Here is an 18,654-nt window from a genome sequence, read left to right as displayed (position 1 = left end):
TTTTATGAAAATAATTTATATAATAAATACAACCTCTAATAGAGAACAGCTGTATCTAAATAGTGTATCGCGCAATATTGATAAATAATTTTTTCATTAATTCTGAAATCATTGGTTATACTTCTAGTGCATATATAATTATATTTCTTGATTTATAATTAATAAAATGAATGTTATTTTAAGAAATTCAAATATCTAAATTGAATAAAAAGAAGGAAAATCCAAGAAGAAATATAATTTCTAAGAATTACTTTTAAATAATGCAATAATTTAATTATTTTTTACTTTTCTTAGCAGCCTTTTCTCTATTTTGCTCTACTTTTTCAATAAAAGCATTTAAATGTTCTTTCGAACACACTCCATTTAAAATTGGGTCTGAAGCTTCAAAAAATGAATTAGGATTATCCACAACATCTTCTACAGTTTTTTGCGTTACTCCAAAGAATTTTGCAATCTCTTTGTTTGTCAAATCTGGATAATTTCTATGCATCCATGAAATAAATTTAGATAGTTGCTTCTTTAATTTATATGGAATTTTCCTAATTTCACTTTTAACTTCTACTACAACATTCAAGCTTAATTTCCTGCTTGGATTTTCTTCGCATAATTCTATTTCTTCCAATAACAACTGACCTCTGCTAACAGGGTCGCTTTCTTGTAATGCAGAATCGGAAAATCCTCTCTTCATAACATCTAGATCTAAAATGGACATTGAGCAGAAACTGGATATTTGTTGCAATGTTAATTTAGTATTATTTAATAACCACAGCGCTGTAGAACGTGGCATAAGCAATCTACTCATAAAATCTCCTTAATAAGTAAATTAGAACACAAAATAGCCTACAAGTAAATCTTATAACAAGATTTCTAATAAATTATTTTTTCATATTTCGCATATTTTGTACAGCATGATTAGCATTTAGACTTATTATATAATTTTCCCATACTTCAGTATTCCTCTGCATTTTTCATCATATTGATCCTTATTAATTGCATTTCGTTTATATAAATCATCTAACATATTTTGACATTTATCATATTCTTTATTTTCTATATAACAAACATATAAATTCTCATAAATGCACTTATAATTATGAATTTTTGGCGATATTTTTACATGATCATACAAATTTTCTAAACTTTCCTGCGCTTTAATGTAATTGTTATTTCTTAAATACTCATATGATTTTTCTATAAATTCAAATAATTTATCGTTTATATATAAGTCAAGATTTTTCGCACTATGAAAATTAACATTGCAAATCATATCAATCATATCAATTAAAATGCTTCTATTATGAGCGCAACTTTTTTCAACTTCATTAATTTTATCATTTTTATCATTTTCGCTTATTAGGCCATTTAAATCATTATAATTGCTTAAACAAATCTTGCAAACATTTTCAATTGATTGTTGAATTATTTTCTTATTTGTTTCAATTTCTTGTTTTTCCATCTTGCTTTGCTTAGATTTATTGCAGTGGGATTTTATACAATATTTTAAATTGCAAAAATAATAAATAATCCAAGAAAGCATCATCGCAAATAAAATTATGATAGAAAAATTGCATTTATAATTCAGATCTCCTACTTTAATGTGAATTGGTATAAAATCAAATATTTTAATTGTAATTACAATCAATATTATAGATATTATTTTAAAAATCATATTTCATCCACTTTCTTAGAATTTTTCTCATCAAGCTTTTCATTTGTTTTTTGTTCAAATTTATTTTTAAAAGACTTTTCACTTATTTTTCTAGTTATATCGTGATTATTATTTTGATATAACTTTCCAGATTTATCTTGATATGATTTTTCGAATTTTTTGTAAGCTTTAATCCATAATTGCGCTCTATCAATCCAATTTTTTGCATTATCTGACAAAGTGCTACAATCAATAGAGTTTAATTGCATGACCCCATTAATAAATCCATCAACAGAAATATTAATAAGGCTATAAATTTCTTGCATTTGTTTTTTTCTACTCGAATTCATAATAGACAAAGAGCAAAAATGATAAAACCATTTTGCAAAAGAAGTTTTATTTTTCTGAGAAATAAATAAATCAAAAAGCGGAAAATCTAACCTCAGTTTATTCAGAGAAATATTTCTTTGATTAATCAAGTTTATTTCATCATGATCCGAATGGTAATCTAAAATTTTACCAAGAAAAACAATATGCGATTCTTGAGAAAGACTTTTCCCAGAAATAGACATACATAAAGCAAAAATTATGAATATCTTCATGCGCACATTATAGTTTGCTTAACTAATAAACAAAAGAGCTGTCCTTGGAATTTTCACTTTATTCTCCCTCATCACGGATAATAATTAATCAAGTTAATAAGAATATATTGTATGTGCATATTTTGACTTAGGTGGAGTTTTATTTTTGGCAGAAGAAGACTTAGAAGGAGAGTTTAATGAATTTGACCTACTTCCAGAAGGTGATCTAGATTTTGTGTCATTATTTTTTCTTCTTTCAGATGTGTAAGGAGTTATTTGTGGATCCAATAAATATACCTCACGACTTTCATCATAATAAGGAATTACAGATGATCCTGCATTTCGATTGTTATTTTTTTTGCTTTTACTAGGGATAACTTTTGATCTCGCTGCTTTAAAGGCATTTTTTATTCTTTCAAGCAAGCTTTTCTTTGTTTGCAATTCTTTTTGTTTAGATTTAATTTCATTCTCCACTGCAATTAATTTCTCTTCATGCTTTTTTTTGTTTTTTTCTAATTCTACTATTTCGTTTCCTAAACTTGTAATTTTTTCTCCAATGCTTGCAATTAAAATTACAGCATTTGACCCTCCATGTTTTTTAACTGCTTCATTAAGCTTTTGAAGATTTGTTCTTCCAAATGGAAGTGTTTTTTCATTAGATTTTTCTTCTGATTTTTTCTTCAATTCATTTAATTTTTTTAAATCTTTTGCTAACTCTGCTTTTTCTTTATTTTTTAACACAACTTTATTTTTAAACTCTCTTATGCCATTTTCTATAGATTTCTTTTCTCCATTCAACTGATCAAGAGTTTTTTCAATTTGAGTTATTTCTTCAGAAATCATGCTTTCATCATCATTTTCATGTCCTTCAGTGTTATTATCACTCTCACTTAATGCAATTTCTTTCCATGTATTTTTATCTTTAGAATCTTTTATCATTAATCTTCCAGAACTTTCTTCTTTTTGCAATTCAGACCTTGTGCGACTTTCTTCTTCACTGAGCCGCTTAATATCTAGTTTATCTTTTCTAATTTTCTCTAATTCTTTTTGTTTTCTATTAGTTTCTTCTGCTATTTTTCTTCCGAACAATCTCAGATCTTTTTCTTTTCTTAATTTATTTTGTTTAATTCTATTATTAGCTCTAATTTTGTTTTGTTTTATTTTTATTTTTTTTCTATTATTTATATCTTTGTTCTTTTTTCTTGTTATTGCTTCATTTCTTCTTTGCCCTTCTATATTATTGTTTATTTCAACCTTCGCGCTTTGATTTTTTTTTGCAATTTCCTCTTTTGTTAATGATCTTTTTGAACCTTTTGAAGAAGTTGAATCTGAAGAAAACGTTGATCTATCTGATCCTCTTGATATTCTTTTATCTTCATGCCCAGGTGTATGATCGACTGATTCAGCTCTTGAAGATCTATCGTCTGAGGAATCAAAACTTAATTTTCTTGGAGTTAAAGGGGCAGATGAGCTATTCCTTTCAATATCTTTTGGGGTTGTTTTTTCAGTTGCTTTTCTTACACTTCTTCCTCTAAATAAAGCTTGAATCTTTGTTGCTGCTTTTTCTTCTGTATCTAATCTTGCTTCTACTTCTTTTCTTGCTCTTTCTTCTTTAGCTTTTAGTTCTTCTATTTCCTTTCTCTCTACTATTTCAACTTCTTTTCTTGTTTCTTTTTCTTCTTCTGATTTTTTATTCCTTTCTTTTCTTTTGTCTGTTGTAGCTCTTATATCTTTTATTTCAACTAATTTTTCCAATAAAAGTCGAATCTTTTTTTCTCCTTCTTCTCTATCTATTTTCTCTTCAGATTTAATTAATTTTCTATTTTCTTCTTCACTCAATCTTGCTTCTTCTAGCTTTTTCTCTTCTGCTTCAGCAACTTTCTTTACTTCAGTTGCTTTTCTAGCACTTCTTCCTCTAAATAAAGCTTGAATCTTTGTTGCTGATTGTTGTTGTTTTTCTTCTTCAATTATTTTTTTCTGCTCTTCCCTTATTGGAGATGTAATTGATTTATCATTCGCAAATAGTTTTACCTCTTCCTTAAATTGAGGAATTGCTAACTGCGACCCCTTCTCAATCAAATTAGGCTTTGTGTGTTCTGATTTAATCTCATGCATATGTCCAGATAATTCAACAGTCTTTTTTTTATGCTCATCTCTACTTATATACTCTTCTTTTTCCACTAAGGTGATCGCTTCTTTTTTATCTTCTTTATTTGTTATTGTTGATGATGCGCTTTCAAGCTCAACTAATTTCTTTGGATTAACAATTGTTTGCTCGCTATTTTTTAAAACAACTGAGTCTCTAGCAGGATTTTCAATTTTACTTGATGATTCTATTAATGCAACAGAATCTTTTGGGGCAATAATTGCAATTTCTTCAGGACGTGATATAGTTTGTTCTTTTGTCATCAATATAGTTGCGCCCTCAGTGCTTTTTGGTTCGTTAATTTTTGGCCTGAAATTAACTTCTACGGACATATCTCTTCTTGATAATGAATCAGATTTCATAGATCTATTTCTATTTAATAGTGATTTATAATGATTTATATTCACACTAATGGCATGCAATTCTTTTCTCAGCTTATCTTTCTGTGCTTGATCTTTTTCTTTGTCAAATTTGTTTCTAATATCCATTTGCATGCTTGATAATTGCTTTATTTGCATTGATATATCATTGGGTTTGTTTAACAATAATTTGTAATGCATCGTTTTCAAATGCAGGCTAGTCAATTCTTTGTTAAGTTTTATTTCTAGCATATGATTATTTTTACTAGCAATTAATTTATTTCTAATTTCATTTTCTTTTTCTTGTAATTTTCTAATTTCATTTTTATATATATCTTCATATGAAATCTTTACAGCTACAGAGTTAATCTTATTAAGTTTTTTTGCAATTGGATATTTTGCCCTACTTAATCTAACTCTTTTTCTTGATGATCTTTTGGTCAATTTTGATGCAGAGGACTTTCTTCTTTTTGCGGGTAATTTTCGCCTTTTAGATCCAGTTATTCTGCTTCTTTTTGTGGCTTTAAGTTTAGATTTTCTTGATTTTCTTTTTTTTATACTGTTCTTTTTAGAAATAGTTGGTTTTATTTTTCTTTTATAGATTTTTTCTACAATTTTATTTTGTGATATTTCATCATCATTTATTTCATCTGCCACAATATGAGAGTTTGAGATTAATAAGACAACAATGCTTAAAAAGATATATTTCATTACCATTCCTTTGATTTAATTTTAAATAATACTTGCAAAGAAAATGATAATACTTTATAGCTTTTCAATTCATTGCATAAGCACTGCATTTCTACAAGCTCTTTAAGGTGTTTTTGTAATTTTATATAAATGTTAGATTTCTAACGCTCATTATTAATATTACCAATACTTAATATAAACAATTAGATTGCTAAATTATGCATTTTTAATTTGTTCACGAATTGCATCTAATTCTGATTGCAATCCAGCAACTTTATCTTCTTGATCTTGATATTTTGCACTAACTTCAACATTAAGAACATCTATTTCTGCATGCAATTCAGCGCTTTTCTCTAGTTCAAATTTGTATGCATCAGAATCAATATTTATTTCATTAAACTTTGCTTCCAATTCTGTAATTGCAGCATTAAGAGCATCCAAAGAGTTTGTATGTACAGTTTTCTCTGCAGAATAAGCTGCGCCTGCGAATGGATTTGTTAATGTTTTTAGAGAATTGTCAATTCCTTCTTGGAATCTTCCATACCCTACATATTCATCAAATATTGATCTAGCAGAACCTGCTCTTGTTCTATTTCCTGATGATATGCTAACTGAGCTAGAAGCGGCGCCTTCTCCACTCCATAAGATTTCAGGAATATTTAGATCATTTCCATTTCCTGGCTCAGGAGTATATACAAAATCATGCAATGCATTGCTATATTTTTCTGCTTCTATTTTTTTACCTTCGATATCTTGTTTCAATTCAGCGCTAGGCTCTTCTTTTTCTTTCTCAATTTTTAATGCAGCTAAAGCTTTTTTAACATTTACAGCATTTTTATAAACATTCAATAAGTCTTCATTGTAAAGATCACCAAGTATAAAATTCCATCTGATTCCTATGTCTTGTGGTTTGTTTATCCCATCATAGCCAAGACTTGTCAAATGATCTTTAACAGCATTATTTAATTCTTCATAATTAGAACCATCAAACCCAGAAAGTTCAGCAATGTAATACATGGCTATATTTGTATATTTTCCATCATCATCTTGAGATTTTTCAAGGTTATTGTTAATAGCTTGATTTAGTGTTCCCATAGTATCATTCATAGAAACCCAAGACTCTTTTGCTTCAATTTTCATGATTTCTGTCGATCTTAAAGCATGCTCTTTAAGCTTTTTAATCAAAATTGCTCTAATTTTCTCATCAAGCTCTACTTTTTCATCATCGCTTTCATATGAATACTGGAAATACGAAAATTCTTCTTTCTCATCATTTGTAATCATTAGATCGCTGTAATCAATTATTACTTCTGCATTATCTATTATTACAACAACTTGATTTGCATCAAACATTAATTGTTCAATCAATTTTGCATCAAGTTCTATTTCTTTTGCTGTGTTATCAGAATCTAGGATATGTCTATATGCAGCATCAACTTTAACAAGAGCATCGCTAGGCAATAATTCTTCGTAAGATACCCCTACTTTTATTGCTTTTTCTACATGATCTATAAGCTCTGCATCATTTTCTTGGGAAGTGTAATCTTTATTTTGCGCATCTCTCATGATACCAATGTATTCAAAAGTTCCAATTTCAATCTCTTTGTCTCCATTGCTATTAGTTCTATAATAATCTCTGCTTAATTCAATTATTGAATCTGAAAATTCTAAAGATTGAGATCTGTTGAAAGCAGCATGGTACTTTATTAATGAATTGGTCATTTGCAACAAATTATATATAGCTTTTGAAATAGGATTGCTATCTCCTTCAATGGAAAGCGAGCTCATCTTGCTAATAAAGTCTTGATCTTCAATCATTGTTTTGTATTGATCATAACTATTTAACTCACCACTATTATTTTTAGCATAAACTATTCCTGACACCTCTATTAAGTTTGTCATTGCATTTAGTTTGTTGTAAAAACTAGTCATTCTAGCTGTTTGGTTATCGCTTCCACTTCCTCCAACATTTGTTTTCCAGAAATCTAATTCATTATGCATTGCTTTGATCATACTTACAGCTTCTACAGCATTTCTCATAATTTGATTAAATTCTTCAGCTTCACGCTCTGAACCACTTTTAAGCTCTAACACAGAATTTTCTTTAGAATTAAGCTTACGTTGATCAGATTCAATCTTCTCTTTATAAGTTTTCATAATATTCAATTGCTCTGCATAAAGTTTTGCTAATTTTATCTCATGAGATGTAGCGCTGATTTTGCTTGCATTTTCAATTAATTCTTCTTTAGCAGCTTCAGCTTTATTCATTGCAGTTTTTAATGCAACACTGTTGTCTTCAGCAAATTGTGCTAATTCTTTTTGCGCACTAATCAATGCTTCATGCTTATTTTTATAATCAATATTTCCAGATACCAACACAGATGTTTTTAATTCACTTTTATGCTCTTCATCAATATCGTTTAAGCTATCAATGGATGCATTAGCATCACTGTTGCTTAATTCAGATCCAGAAATAACTCTAACAAATAAATCATCTTCAGAAGAAAGCCCATCTTCTAACAAAGTGTTCATTAAATTAGATAAATTCATTTTAGCATCTGTTGATTTTTTGTTAACAAATTCAAAAACAGAATCAATTACTTCTTTATCGCTGTTAACCACTGCTCCTGCAGTAATTTTTGCTTTTACTTCATCTGAAATTTTTGCTACTGTAGCATCTGCATAAATAGAACTTTTCAAACTATCGTCAACTTTGTACATATGACCATCTTGAATTAAGTAATAATCTCCTTGGTTAATGAAAAGAATAGAATCAATTGTTTCTTGATGTGCTTTCATTGCATTCATAGCTTGTGTCTTTGAAAGTTGTTCCATTAAATCTCTGGCAATATGATTATTTTCAAGATTACCTTTCATACAATCCGCGCTTAATAGCACTACTAATGACAATAAAAATTTATTTTTATATTTCATTCGTCCTCCATTTTGATTAATTTTGCCAAGTGTTTGTAAAGAAAAAGCTAATAAATTTTATTTAAAACTAATTTAAACTCAATTTGATTTAACTGTATATAATAAGTAAAATTGCATTCAATATAAATTAATTTACAATAAATATTACAATAAATGATGAATTGTATTAAAAAATTATGCAATTTAGCAATGCATTGCTTGATACACATATAAAATAGAATTATAATTTAGCAACAATCAAGAAAGATAATGCAAAAAACATAAAGATTGAATAAATAATTCTAATGAGTTGAAAATTAAATGTCATATAAAAAACAAAGCGATTAATTATGCAAATCTACAAAACTTAGATAATTTTCTGCGTTTATTAATTCTAATAACTGATCGAAAAATAAAAATAATCAGAATGAAATTAACAAATTCATAATAAAGATAAAAACACAGGATAATATATATCCAAATATATGAAAGAATTTAAGCTAAATTTACATAAGCTAAAGAATTGGCAAATAGGTATTATTGAGATTTTAATGATATATTGAATATAATAAATATAATTTTAGATTTTAACGAGATATTTTAAGCAAATTTTATACAGTTGAATTGTTAATCGAAATTCACATAAGCAAAAAGATTGGAAGATCAAATGCTATTGAAATTAACAAGCGCCCTAATGAAATTTAAATTGATTGAACTATGAATAAATTTAGCCTAATAAATTAAACATTAAATTTAAAATTACACACATCGCCATCTTGCACAATGTACTTCTTGCCTTCTTGCCTTAATTTTCCTTTATTTCTAGCCTCTGCATGCCCATTGCATTCCACAAAATCATCATAAGAAATAACATCAGCGCTGATAAACCCTTTTTCGAAATCAGTATGTATAGCTCCAGCAGCTTCAGGAGCCAACGCATCCTTAGAAATTGCCCACCCTCTAGCTTCTTTGGGTCCTATTGTAAAATATGTATGCAAATTCAACATGTTATATCCTGTTTTCAAAACAAGATTCAATCCATTTTCTTTTAATCCATACTCATCATACATTTCTTTTTGCTCTTCATCATTTAATTCCAGGCACTCTGCTTCTAATTTGACGCAGATAGGAATAATAATATCGCTAGGATATGCTTTTTTTAGACTATCAAGATATTCGTTTCCGTTTTTGAAATCATCTTCTGACATGTTTGCCACATAAAACTTAGGAAGGATAGTAATAATTCCCATCTTTTTCAATTCATCAACTTCTTCTTCATTAAACTTACCAGAATTACTTAAATAAACTCCATTATTTAAAAGATCTAGAGCTTTTTTAGCCAATTCTAACTCCTTAGCAGAATGCTTCACTCCTTTTCCTTTTTTGTTTACCCATCTATCAAGAATCTCAGAATCAGCAAAAATTAACTCTGTTTCTACAAGCTCTACATCAAAAACAGGATTTATTCTTCCTTCTACATGTGTAATATCTTTGTTTTCAAAACATCTAACTACATGCATTATTAAATCTACTTGGCGAATATGCCCAAGAAATTTATTCCCTAAACCCTCTCCTTCGCTAGCACCTTTAACTAGACCAGCAATATCAACACATTCCAATGTTGGATAAATTATTTTCTTTGATCCTTCGATTTTAGACAAAATTTCCAATCTAGAGTCAAGAACAGCAACATGCCCTTTATTAGGCTCAATAGTACAAAACGCATAATTAGATGCTTCAGCAACAGCTTTTTTTAATAAAACATTGAACAAAGTAGACTTACCAACATTAGGCAAGCCTACACAACCACAAGAAAATCCCATAAAAGCATTATACTCATTATACTCTCATTGATCAAATCAAATTACCTTTATTCTGAAATTAATACTTTTCACCCATAAAAATTACTTTGCACTCTCTCTGCAATTTATGAATTATTGATTTTTTTGCCAATTTTTCTCTCTACAATTTATGAAAATTATTGATATCTCATTGAAATTTTATAAAAAATTATAATTGCATTTAATATTATAAGAAATCATCTACAAAATTAAAGCTGTTTAGATTTGAAATATTTATGATTTTATTTAACATTTATAAAAATTATTGATTTCTTTTCAAAGTTATTCAGCTTTTTCGAAATTTATAAAAATTATTGATTTACTGCAATTTTACTCAATCTGCATAAGGCTCATTTAACATTGCAAGCAAATGCCTCTAAGATTAAAGGTATGGAAGTTTGAGATATTTATGATCTTATTTAATATTTATAAAAAATTATTGATTTTTTTTGCAAGGTTGTTCAGCTTTTTTAAATCTATGAAAATTACAAATTCATTTCATACAAACTTCCATTCAATTTATTAAATTTTACAAGCAAATACTGTTAAAAATTTGCATATTGTTGAAAACAATTTGGTAATTTCATTGAATTTACAACTCTTGTTATTTTTTCTTTTGCTATTAGCCATCTTTTAATTTATTCTAGAAATATTTCATTCTTTCGTCAAAATGCTTTCAAGAAATATTTATGATTTTATACATTTTATGCAATATTTCAGTCAATTTTGATTTTATGTGACATTCAATTAATTTGATTTTATATAACAATTCTGCAAACTAATCCTGCAAAATTCATTTTTATCTTTCTTAATTGATTCTCTTTTGATCTACTTAAAATTCATTTTCATTTTTCCTGAAATGATAAACTTATATGCAAAAGAATATTTATTTACTCAAATGCTATAAATAACTGCCAATTAAATATGATTTTTTAATTTTTAAATAAATTTAAATAAATAATGTTTTAAATGTACAATAAATAGCAAATACCAACAGAATAAGTAGAATTTATACACAGTTTTGAGTTTTTAAATAAATAGTCAGTATAAATATAATTAAACAGAAATTTGCTATGCAATTTTCAAATAATTTTAATAGCAATGCTCTTAAATGTTTAGATTTTTTGTTTGTAAAATCACTATCAATACGAACACAAATTTAACAAAACAATATTCTTAAATATTTTTTACAATGTAATTTATAACTCTGTAATACAACTCAATTATGTAATAAACTATACAATAAATGTTATGATGATTAAATCATGAAGCTATAGTATAGATTATTAGATCAATGACCTTTTAAAATCTAAAATCTAAAATCTAAAATCTAAAATCTAAAATCTAAAATCTAAAATCTAAAATCTAAAATCTAAAATCTAAAATCTAAAATCTAAAATCTAAAATCTAAAATCTAAAATCTAAAATCTAAAATCTAAAAATCTAAAATCTAAAATCTAAAATCTAAAATCTAAAATCTAAAATCTAAAATCTAAAATCTAAAATCTAAAATCTAAAATCTAAAATCTAAAATCTAAAATCTAAAATCTAAAATCTAAAATCTAAAATCTAAAATCTTTTAATATTTCACAAAACTATAATTTGTAGTGATTTATAGCATAATATATTGATTTTTTCTGAATTATCAAAGTTTGCTTCAAAAATTTTTTGATTGAAAATCATATAATAAATCTCTTTTTGTTGATATTTACTACCTATTTTGATTTTACTATCTATTTAAAAATTCAAAATAATTGCGCTTTATTTGCTTGAATATTTCTATTAAGCAAATGATGCAACTTGATCAAACAAAGATTTGAACTGAGTTGGATGCGCAATAGCGATCTCAGACAACATTTTTCTGTTTAGATCAATTTCAGACTTCTTCAAACAGTTCATGAATCTACTGTAATTCATTCCCAAAGATCTTGTAGCTGCATTTATTCTTTGCACCCAAAGTCTTCTAAAATCTCTTTTTTTGTTTCTTCTGTCTCTATATTCATACTGCCAAGCTTTTTCAACTCTTAATTTTGCAATACGGTAACAAGTTGAAGATCTGCCTTGATAACCCTTAGAAGCCTCTAAAATCTTTTTATGTCTTCTATTTTTATTTGTTCCTCTTTTAATTCTTGTCATTTAAATTATCTCCCTTGCTGAATATGATGAAGCTGCTTTTGATTTCATTCTTCTTAATCTAGAATATGGAGCCCATCTCGCTATTGCTCTCTCATGAGAAACATGCACATCTAGCAAATCTCTAGTTTGTCTTTTCATGTTTGTGCTTCTTCTTCTCAAGTTATGCCTTTTGCAGGCACTTCCTCTTTTTAGTCTAGTAGCGGATACATTTATTCTTTTGATCAATGCTTTTTTAGTTTTTAACTTTAACTTCATAGAAACTCCGATTCTTAAACAACTTTTACCACACTTTTTCAATTAAATCAAACTGCTATATATCTAGCAATTATGATCGAAAATATTACATGATTTTCACTAACCAACATGTGTTTTTTACCAAAAAAGTCGTATAATTTCAATACGGAGGAAATATGAACGTTATAAATATAAATCAAGAAAATTTGAATAAATTAGAATCTGGACTATGTGTGCTAGATTTTTGGGCTCAATGGTGCGGTCCTTGCTTAAATTTTTCGCCTATTTTTGAACAAGTAGCGAAAGAATCGAATGATGGTGTTAGTTTTTGCAAAATCAACATAGATGAGATGTCTTCTATTTCTCAAAATTACAACGTACGAAGCATACCTACTTTGGTCATTCTAAAAGATGGAAAAGAAATTGACAGAAAAACTGGATCTATGAGCGCAGAAGATTTGCAGAAATGGATTAATTCAAATATTGATTAAGTAAATCAATATAGAATTTTAATTTCGAAGATAGAAGAAATAGAGCTATTTACTTAATTTGGATAATCAGGCCTTCTTGTTGCAATTATGCAATCTCTTCTAATTGCCTTGTTAATTAAGAAATAATTTAAGTTTTAGAACTTGCTTAACTAATTATAACGCATGCTCTTTGAATTTATTAATGTTTAGTATTTTAAATTAAGAATTGTTAAACCATTAATTTATTTGTTCATTTTTTACGCATCAGAATTTAATTATAATTTATGCATTTTTAGACATTTAAGTTTATAATTTACAAACGACATTAGAATAAACAAAACAATAAATGACAAATTATATTTTTTGCACCTTATCTGCCAAACAAGATATTTCAAATTTAATCTCATGCATCTATAATAAGGTTAAAAAAGAGGAAATATGAATCAATTTGACGATCAAAAATGCAAAAAAATTCAATTAGATATTACCGAGCATATTAATCAATGCAACGATATCAAAGATTTAAATTTAGCTAAATCGCATTTTGTAGGAAAAGATGGGATAATCACTACTATTCTTAGACAATGCATGAAAGATCCTGATATTAATGGCGAAGATAAAAAAATAGTAGGTAAAAAAATAAATGACCTGAAAGATTTTTTCAGCAATTTATACAAAGAGAAAATTAATGAAATGCAAAACTTAGCTCAATCTGCAGAGCAAGTTGATTTTACTATTCCTGTATACTCAAATATTGGCAAGATGCACCCTCTTTCACTCGCCAAAGAACAAATACACAAAATCATGCAAGAGATGGGTTTTTGTCATGAAAAAGGCCCTTCTATAGAAAGTGAATATTATAATTTTGAAGCGCTGAATATAGAAAAAAACCATCCTGCTCGAAATGAAAAAGATACTTTTTTTGTTGAGGAAAATGTACTTCGCACACATACAACTTCAGTGCAAATCAGAGCTTTGGAGTCGGGAAAATACAAAGATAATTTCAGAATTTACTCAATTGGAGATGTGTATAGAAGAGACGATGATTCAACTCATTTGCCAATGTTTCATCAAATTGAAGGATTTATTGTGGATGACAATGCTTCAGTTTCAACGCTAAAAGGATTTTTGCTTGATTTTTTGAAGAAATTCTTTGAAAAAGATGATGTGGAGATTCAATTAAGGCCTGGGTATTTTCCTTTTACTGAGCCATCAGTAGAGGTAGATGTAAAATTTGATAATGGGAAATGGCTTGAAATATTAGGCGCAGGAATGATCAGAAAAAATATATTACAGAAAAATGGATATAAAAAAGGATTTGCATTCGGAATTGGTTTAGAAAGAATTGCAATGATAAAATTTGGAATAAGTGAAATACATGATTTAGTGGATAATAACTTACCCTGGTTGAAAAAATACGGAAGCAAAGGAATCGCATTATGAAATTTACAACAAACTGGATAAAAGAGTTTTATGATTTTAAGCTGGACAACCTTGAAAGCAGATTAATTGAAAGAGGATTGGAGATAGAATCAAGAAAAGCTAAAAATTCTTTTGAAAACTTTGCAGTAGCAGAAATATTAGAATTATCTAAACATCCAAATGCAGATAAATTAAATTTATGTGTTGTAAAAACAAAAAATAATGAAAAATATGAAATTGTTTGCGGCGCATCAAATTTATATTTAGGAATGAGAGTTATTTTAGCGCGCATAGGAGCAAAAATTCCTAGAGATAACTTCGTTCTTCAAAAAGCTAAAATAAGAGGAATTGAAAGCTGCGGAATGCTTTGTTCTGCTGATGAATTAAATATAAATAATGGCGATTCTGATGGAATATTAGATATAACAGAATATGCAAATATTGAAGATTCTGTGGGAGATTTATTTGATGACGGAGATTTATTTGACATAGAAGTAACAGCAAATAGAAAAGATGTTTTAAATATTGCTGGAATTGCTAGAGAAACTTCAGCAGGGTTTGCAGATTCTTCAGATTCCAAATTTGAATTATATAAAAACAAAAATTCGTTGAAAGATTCAGATTTATCAAAAACTCCTTTTGATGCGAGTCAAGATATTGATTATGCGCAAATCACTATGAGTAGAAACACAAACAAAGATTCAAAAAATGACCAATCAAACAAAACTCCATTTTTCATATTAAATCGCTTAAGTGAGATTGGGGCTAAAATTACAGATAGCGCAATGGAAAATATTGTAAATTATGTTCATTATGCTTTTGGATATAATTTTTATGTATCTGACAAAGATATTTCTGAGGTTAAATCTGAGGTTAAATTAGAGGCAAAAAATACCATAGATATTTTTCATGAATCTGATAAAAACATTTCTGATTTAAGGGTAGAAATAAAAGATGACATAAATATTGGCAATGAAAATAGCGATGCTAGAGATGAGAACAGTAAAAATAAAAACAATATCAACATTTATGCAATATCGTTTAATTGCGAAAAAAGTAATTTAAAATATTCTTATGGAGATTCTTCAAATTTAGAAATCGCAGTAAATTATTTATCTGAACTATTAGAAAAATATTTGGGATATAAATTTATTTCAGGGATAAAATGCATCAAACAATTAAATGAACATATTATTCATTTGAATTTTGATCAAATATCGGATATTTCAGGTCATGAATACGCCAAAAACAATGTAATCAAAGCTTTGCAAGATTTTGGATTTAAAATTATGCAAAATGATGATGATAAAATAAGTGTTGATGCTCCTATATGGAGAAGAAATGACATAAAAGACCCTCATTGCTTAATAGAGGAAATAATTAGGTATTATGGAATTAACAACATACCTTCAAAGGATTTGCCATTTAGCAAAGTAACATTTAGCAATAATAATGACTTTGACATGAGGAAATTTTGGACTCAACGCGGCCTTTATGAAGTTTTAAATAATTCATTTATGGATAAAAAAGATTCTGAGCTATTTAATCACGAATTAGTTAATGTAAATAATCCCATGACATCAAAACAACACAGTATGCGCCCTTCCTTGCTTCCTGGGCTATTACATATGATTAGCAAATATTTAAGATACAACTGGCAATGCGATGGAATTTTTGAAATTGGTAAAATATTTTCAAAGAATGCAAAAAAATATGAATCAAATTCTTTAGGGTGTGTTTGGATTAACAAATTAGAAGACTGGAAATCAAAAGAAAAAGACTTCTTTGATTGTAAGTTGGAAGTGGAAAATTTCCTAAAAATGAATAATGTAAGATGTGATTCACAAAAAAATCTATATAATGGATGCGAATGGATTATTCAAGACAAATCAATATGCAAATTGATTGAAGTAGATAAAAATATGATGAAGCATTTTAAAATTAAACATAAAGCATTCGCATTTGAAATTAACTTAGATTTAGCTCATAGACTAAACAGTGAAAATAAAGATAATGCAATTAATGAAATTTCAATGCATAATGTTATTTATAAGGATTTGTCATTTAACATTCCGCAGAAAGTAGAAATATCAACAATCATGAATAGAATTAAAAGCGAGTTTGATCAAAATATTACAATTAAAATATTTGATATATACCCAACTAAAATTCTATCTAAAGATAAATCTGTAGGAATTAGAATGATTTGGGAGAATCTTGAACAAACAAAAACTTCTGAAGAAATAGAAGGGAAATGCTCTGAATTAATTAAAATTCTTGAGCAATTAGGATGTAAATATGAATGATAATTTAGAAACAAATAAAACTATAGATGACCAAAAAAAATCTAAGAACATTAGAAATTTTGCAATCATAGCGCATATAGATCATGGCAAATCAACTCTTTCTGATAGATTGATTGAAGTGTGTGGTGGAATTGAGATGAGAGATATGAAAGCTCAATTACTTGATTCTCTTGACGTTGAAAAACAAAGAGGAATCACAGTAAAAGCGCAAGCTGTTTCTTTGCAATATAAATTAAATGGTGAACAGTATACCTTAAATCTTATTGACACTCCTGGTCATGTTGATTTCAGTTATGAGGTCAAAAGGTCTCTTAAAGCATGTGAAGGAGCTATTGTTTTAGTTGATGCTAGCCAAGGAGTTCAAGCGCAAACAATTGCTAATATCTACAAAGCCATAGAGGAAGATTTAGTTTTAATCCCTGTTTTAAATAAAGTAGATTTACCATCATCTGATCCTGAAGGAGCCACCGCTCAAGTAAGAGATGTTTTAGGGATTGATGAAGTTCCATTGCAGATTTCTGCTAAAACTGGATTAGGGGTAGATAAAGTTATTGAGAAGGTTATAGCAAATGTTCCTGACCCACTAGGAGACTCAGAAAAAGAATTAAAAGCTTTATTGGTTGATGGATGGTTCGATCAATTTCTTGGAGTTGTTCTATTAGTAAAAATTATTGATGGACAATTAAAAGCTGGAATGCATATTAGAATGATGCATACTGACGCATCTTATAGCATAGATCATGTTGGTGTCTTTACTCCAAAAAGAAAAAATTTAGATGTCTTAAAAGCTGGAATGGTTGGATTCATAATTGCAAACATTAGAACATTGTCTGACGTTATGCTTGGAGATACAGTTGTAGAGAAAAGCAGCTTAATCACTGAGCCTCTTGAAGGGTTTCAAGCTGTAAAGCCAGTTGTATTTTGTTGTATTTATCCTGTTGATAGCTCTGATTATAAAATTCTTCAAGTATCTTTAGAAAAATTAAAGCTTCATGATGGAAGTTTAGTTATAGAACATTCTAATATGCCTAGTTTAGGAGCAGGATTTAGATGTGGATTTTTGGGATTGCTTCATTTGGAAGTCATACAGCAAAGATTGGAAGATGAATTCGATTTAAATGTAATTATGACAGCCCCTTCTGTGAGATACAAAATCACTAAAGTTGATGGCGATGTTATTTATGTAAATCACCCTTCTGAAATGCCTGAAAGAAACTATATTGAAAAAATTGAGGAACCTTGGGTAAAAGTTAGCATTATTATCAATGAAGAATATACAGGCCCTACGATGACTCTATGTGATGAAAAAAGAGGAAAGCAAATTGGGGTAGATTATTTAGAGGGATTAAATGAGCATTCTAAAAGATGTATTTTAAACTACAGGTTCCCTTTGTCAGATATTATTTTTAACTTCCATGATAAATTAAAATCCATTACAAAAGGATATGGAAGCTTTGAATATGAAGATGATAAGTATGAAGAAGCTAGCATAGTTCCTTTGAGTATATTAGTTGATGGAGTAACAGTTGAAGCAATAGGAAGTATGATATTTAAGGGAAATTCAGAAGCTTATGGAAGGTGGGTTTGCCAATCCCTTAAAGAATCCCTTGATAGACAATTATTTCCAATTGCAATACAGGCAGCTATTGGTGGAAAAATCATAGCAAGAGAAACAGTGTCAGCTCTTAGAAAAGATGTTACTGCAAAATGCTATGGTGGAGATGTGAGTAGAAAAATGAAGCTACTGAAAAAACAAAAGAAAGGTAAGAAGAAAATGAAAGAATTTATGGCTGGAAAAGTTGTAGTTTCTCAAAAAGCAATTCTTAAAGTTTTACGTAGATCTCAATGAAATTAATCTGGAAAATTACATTACACACACTTTTTATTTCATCAATATCACTTATATTG

Annotated in this window: 12 protein-coding genes; 4 read left to right on the top strand and 8 right to left on the bottom strand. The window is 28.1% G+C overall.

What is annotated here, in order from left to right; all coding sequences use genetic code 11:
* Positions 1–274: 274 nt before the first annotated feature.
* The 8 genes from FZC35_RS01145 to FZC35_RS01110 all read right to left on the bottom strand — a co-directional run bounded on the left by FZC35_RS01145 (position 275) and on the right by FZC35_RS01110 (position 12,569).
* The gene (locus FZC35_RS01145; RefSeq protein WP_148980832.1) at positions 275–802 is read right to left on the bottom strand and encodes a cell cycle transcriptional regulator TrcR; all 528 of its coding nucleotides are present in this window, start codon (positions 800–802) and stop codon (positions 275–277) included.
* Positions 803–928: 126 nt separating this feature from the next.
* A complete protein-coding gene (locus FZC35_RS01140) occupies positions 929–1,669 on the bottom strand; it encodes a hypothetical protein (protein WP_148980831.1) in 741 nt (246 codons plus the stop codon).
* Positions 1,666–2,250 carry a hypothetical protein gene (locus FZC35_RS01135; protein WP_172618995.1) on the bottom strand — a complete coding sequence of 195 codons (585 nt, stop codon included), beginning with the start codon at positions 2,248–2,250 and terminating at the stop codon, positions 1,666–1,668. Before FZC35_RS01135 ends, FZC35_RS01140 begins: the two co-directional genes overlap by 4 nt.
* 93 nt (positions 2,251–2,343) lie before the next feature.
* Positions 2,344–5,445 carry a hypothetical protein gene (locus FZC35_RS01130; protein WP_172618994.1) on the bottom strand — a complete coding sequence of 1,034 codons (3,102 nt, stop codon included), beginning with the start codon at positions 5,443–5,445 and terminating at the stop codon, positions 2,344–2,346.
* A 195-nt stretch (positions 5,446–5,640) separates the two neighbouring features.
* Positions 5,641–8,358, bottom strand: a complete 2,718-nt coding sequence (locus FZC35_RS01125) for a hypothetical protein (protein ID WP_148980828.1) — start codon at positions 8,356–8,358, stop codon at positions 5,641–5,643.
* Positions 8,359–9,077: 719 nt separating this feature from the next.
* Entirely contained in the window at positions 9,078–10,160 is a 1,083-nt protein-coding gene (gene ychF, locus FZC35_RS01120; protein ID WP_148980827.1) for a redox-regulated ATPase YchF, read from the bottom strand.
* A 1,800-nt stretch (positions 10,161–11,960) separates the two neighbouring features.
* Positions 11,961–12,314 carry a 50S ribosomal protein L20 gene (rplT, locus tag FZC35_RS01115; RefSeq protein WP_148980826.1) on the bottom strand — a complete coding sequence of 118 codons (354 nt, stop codon included), beginning with the start codon at positions 12,312–12,314 and terminating at the stop codon, positions 11,961–11,963.
* Complete coding sequence (locus FZC35_RS01110; protein ID WP_148980825.1) at positions 12,315–12,569, bottom strand: 50S ribosomal protein L35; 255 nt, start codon at positions 12,567–12,569, stop codon at positions 12,315–12,317.
* Between the two features lie 155 nt (positions 12,570–12,724).
* Between FZC35_RS01110 and trxA the strand changes: the two genes are divergently transcribed.
* The 4 genes from trxA (at position 12,725) to lepA (ending at position 18,595) form a co-directional block, all read left to right on the top strand.
* Positions 12,725–13,039, top strand: coding sequence for a thioredoxin (gene trxA / locus FZC35_RS01105; protein ID WP_148980824.1), 315 nt, complete (start codon positions 12,725–12,727; stop codon positions 13,037–13,039).
* A 417-nt stretch (positions 13,040–13,456) separates the two neighbouring features.
* Positions 13,457–14,461 carry a phenylalanine--tRNA ligase subunit alpha gene (locus FZC35_RS01100; protein ID WP_148980823.1) on the top strand — a complete coding sequence of 335 codons (1,005 nt, stop codon included), beginning with the start codon at positions 13,457–13,459 and terminating at the stop codon, positions 14,459–14,461.
* Positions 14,458–16,746: a YtpR family tRNA-binding protein gene (gene ytpR / locus FZC35_RS01095; RefSeq protein ID WP_148980822.1), complete on the top strand. Its 2,289-nt coding sequence runs from the start codon at positions 14,458–14,460 to the stop codon at positions 16,744–16,746. Before FZC35_RS01100 ends, ytpR begins: the two co-directional genes overlap by 4 nt.
* Positions 16,739–18,595 carry a translation elongation factor 4 gene (gene lepA / locus FZC35_RS01090; RefSeq protein ID WP_148980821.1) on the top strand — a complete coding sequence of 619 codons (1,857 nt, stop codon included), beginning with the start codon at positions 16,739–16,741 and terminating at the stop codon, positions 18,593–18,595. The genes ytpR and lepA overlap by 8 nt, the downstream gene beginning before the upstream one ends.
* Positions 18,596–18,654: the final 59 nt, after the last annotated feature.

The sequence above is a fragment of the Candidatus Cytomitobacter indipagum genome (assembly GCF_008189285.1).
Taxonomy (GTDB): domain Bacteria; phylum Pseudomonadota; class Alphaproteobacteria; order CAJXXZ01; family 1604HC; genus Cytomitobacter; species Cytomitobacter indipagum.
This window is presented reverse-complemented; position numbering and strand designations above follow the sequence as displayed.

Excerpts from the sequence above, each read along its gene's own strand:
- FZC35_RS01145 (WP_148980832.1), bottom strand. The coding sequence starts at position 802 with ATGAGTAGATTGCTTATGCCACGTTCTACAGCGCTGTGGTTATTAAAT.
- ychF (WP_148980827.1), bottom strand. The coding sequence starts at position 10,160 with ATGGGATTTTCTTGTGGTTGTGTAGGCTTGCCTAATGTTGGTAAGTCT.
- trxA (WP_148980824.1), top strand. The coding sequence starts at position 12,725 with ATGAACGTTATAAATATAAATCAAGAAAATTTGAATAAATTAGAATCT.
- ytpR (WP_148980822.1), top strand. The coding sequence starts at position 14,458 with ATGAAATTTACAACAAACTGGATAAAAGAGTTTTATGATTTTAAGCTG.
- rplT (WP_148980826.1), bottom strand. The coding sequence starts at position 12,314 with ATGACAAGAATTAAAAGAGGAACAAATAAAAATAGAAGACATAAAAAG.
- FZC35_RS01125 (WP_148980828.1), bottom strand. The coding sequence starts at position 8,358 with ATGAAATATAAAAATAAATTTTTATTGTCATTAGTAGTGCTATTAAGC.
- FZC35_RS01140 (WP_148980831.1), bottom strand. The coding sequence starts at position 1,669 with ATGATTTTTAAAATAATATCTATAATATTGATTGTAATTACAATTAAA.
- FZC35_RS01100 (WP_148980823.1), top strand. The coding sequence starts at position 13,457 with ATGAATCAATTTGACGATCAAAAATGCAAAAAAATTCAATTAGATATT.
- FZC35_RS01110 (WP_148980825.1), bottom strand. The coding sequence starts at position 12,569 with ATGAAGTTAAAGTTAAAAACTAAAAAAGCATTGATCAAAAGAATAAAT.
- FZC35_RS01130 (WP_172618994.1), bottom strand. The coding sequence starts at position 5,445 with ATGAAATATATCTTTTTAAGCATTGTTGTCTTATTAATCTCAAACTCT.
- lepA (WP_148980821.1), top strand. The coding sequence starts at position 16,739 with ATGAATGATAATTTAGAAACAAATAAAACTATAGATGACCAAAAAAAA.
- FZC35_RS01135 (WP_172618995.1), bottom strand. The coding sequence starts at position 2,250 with ATGAAGATATTCATAATTTTTGCTTTATGTATGTCTATTTCTGGGAAA.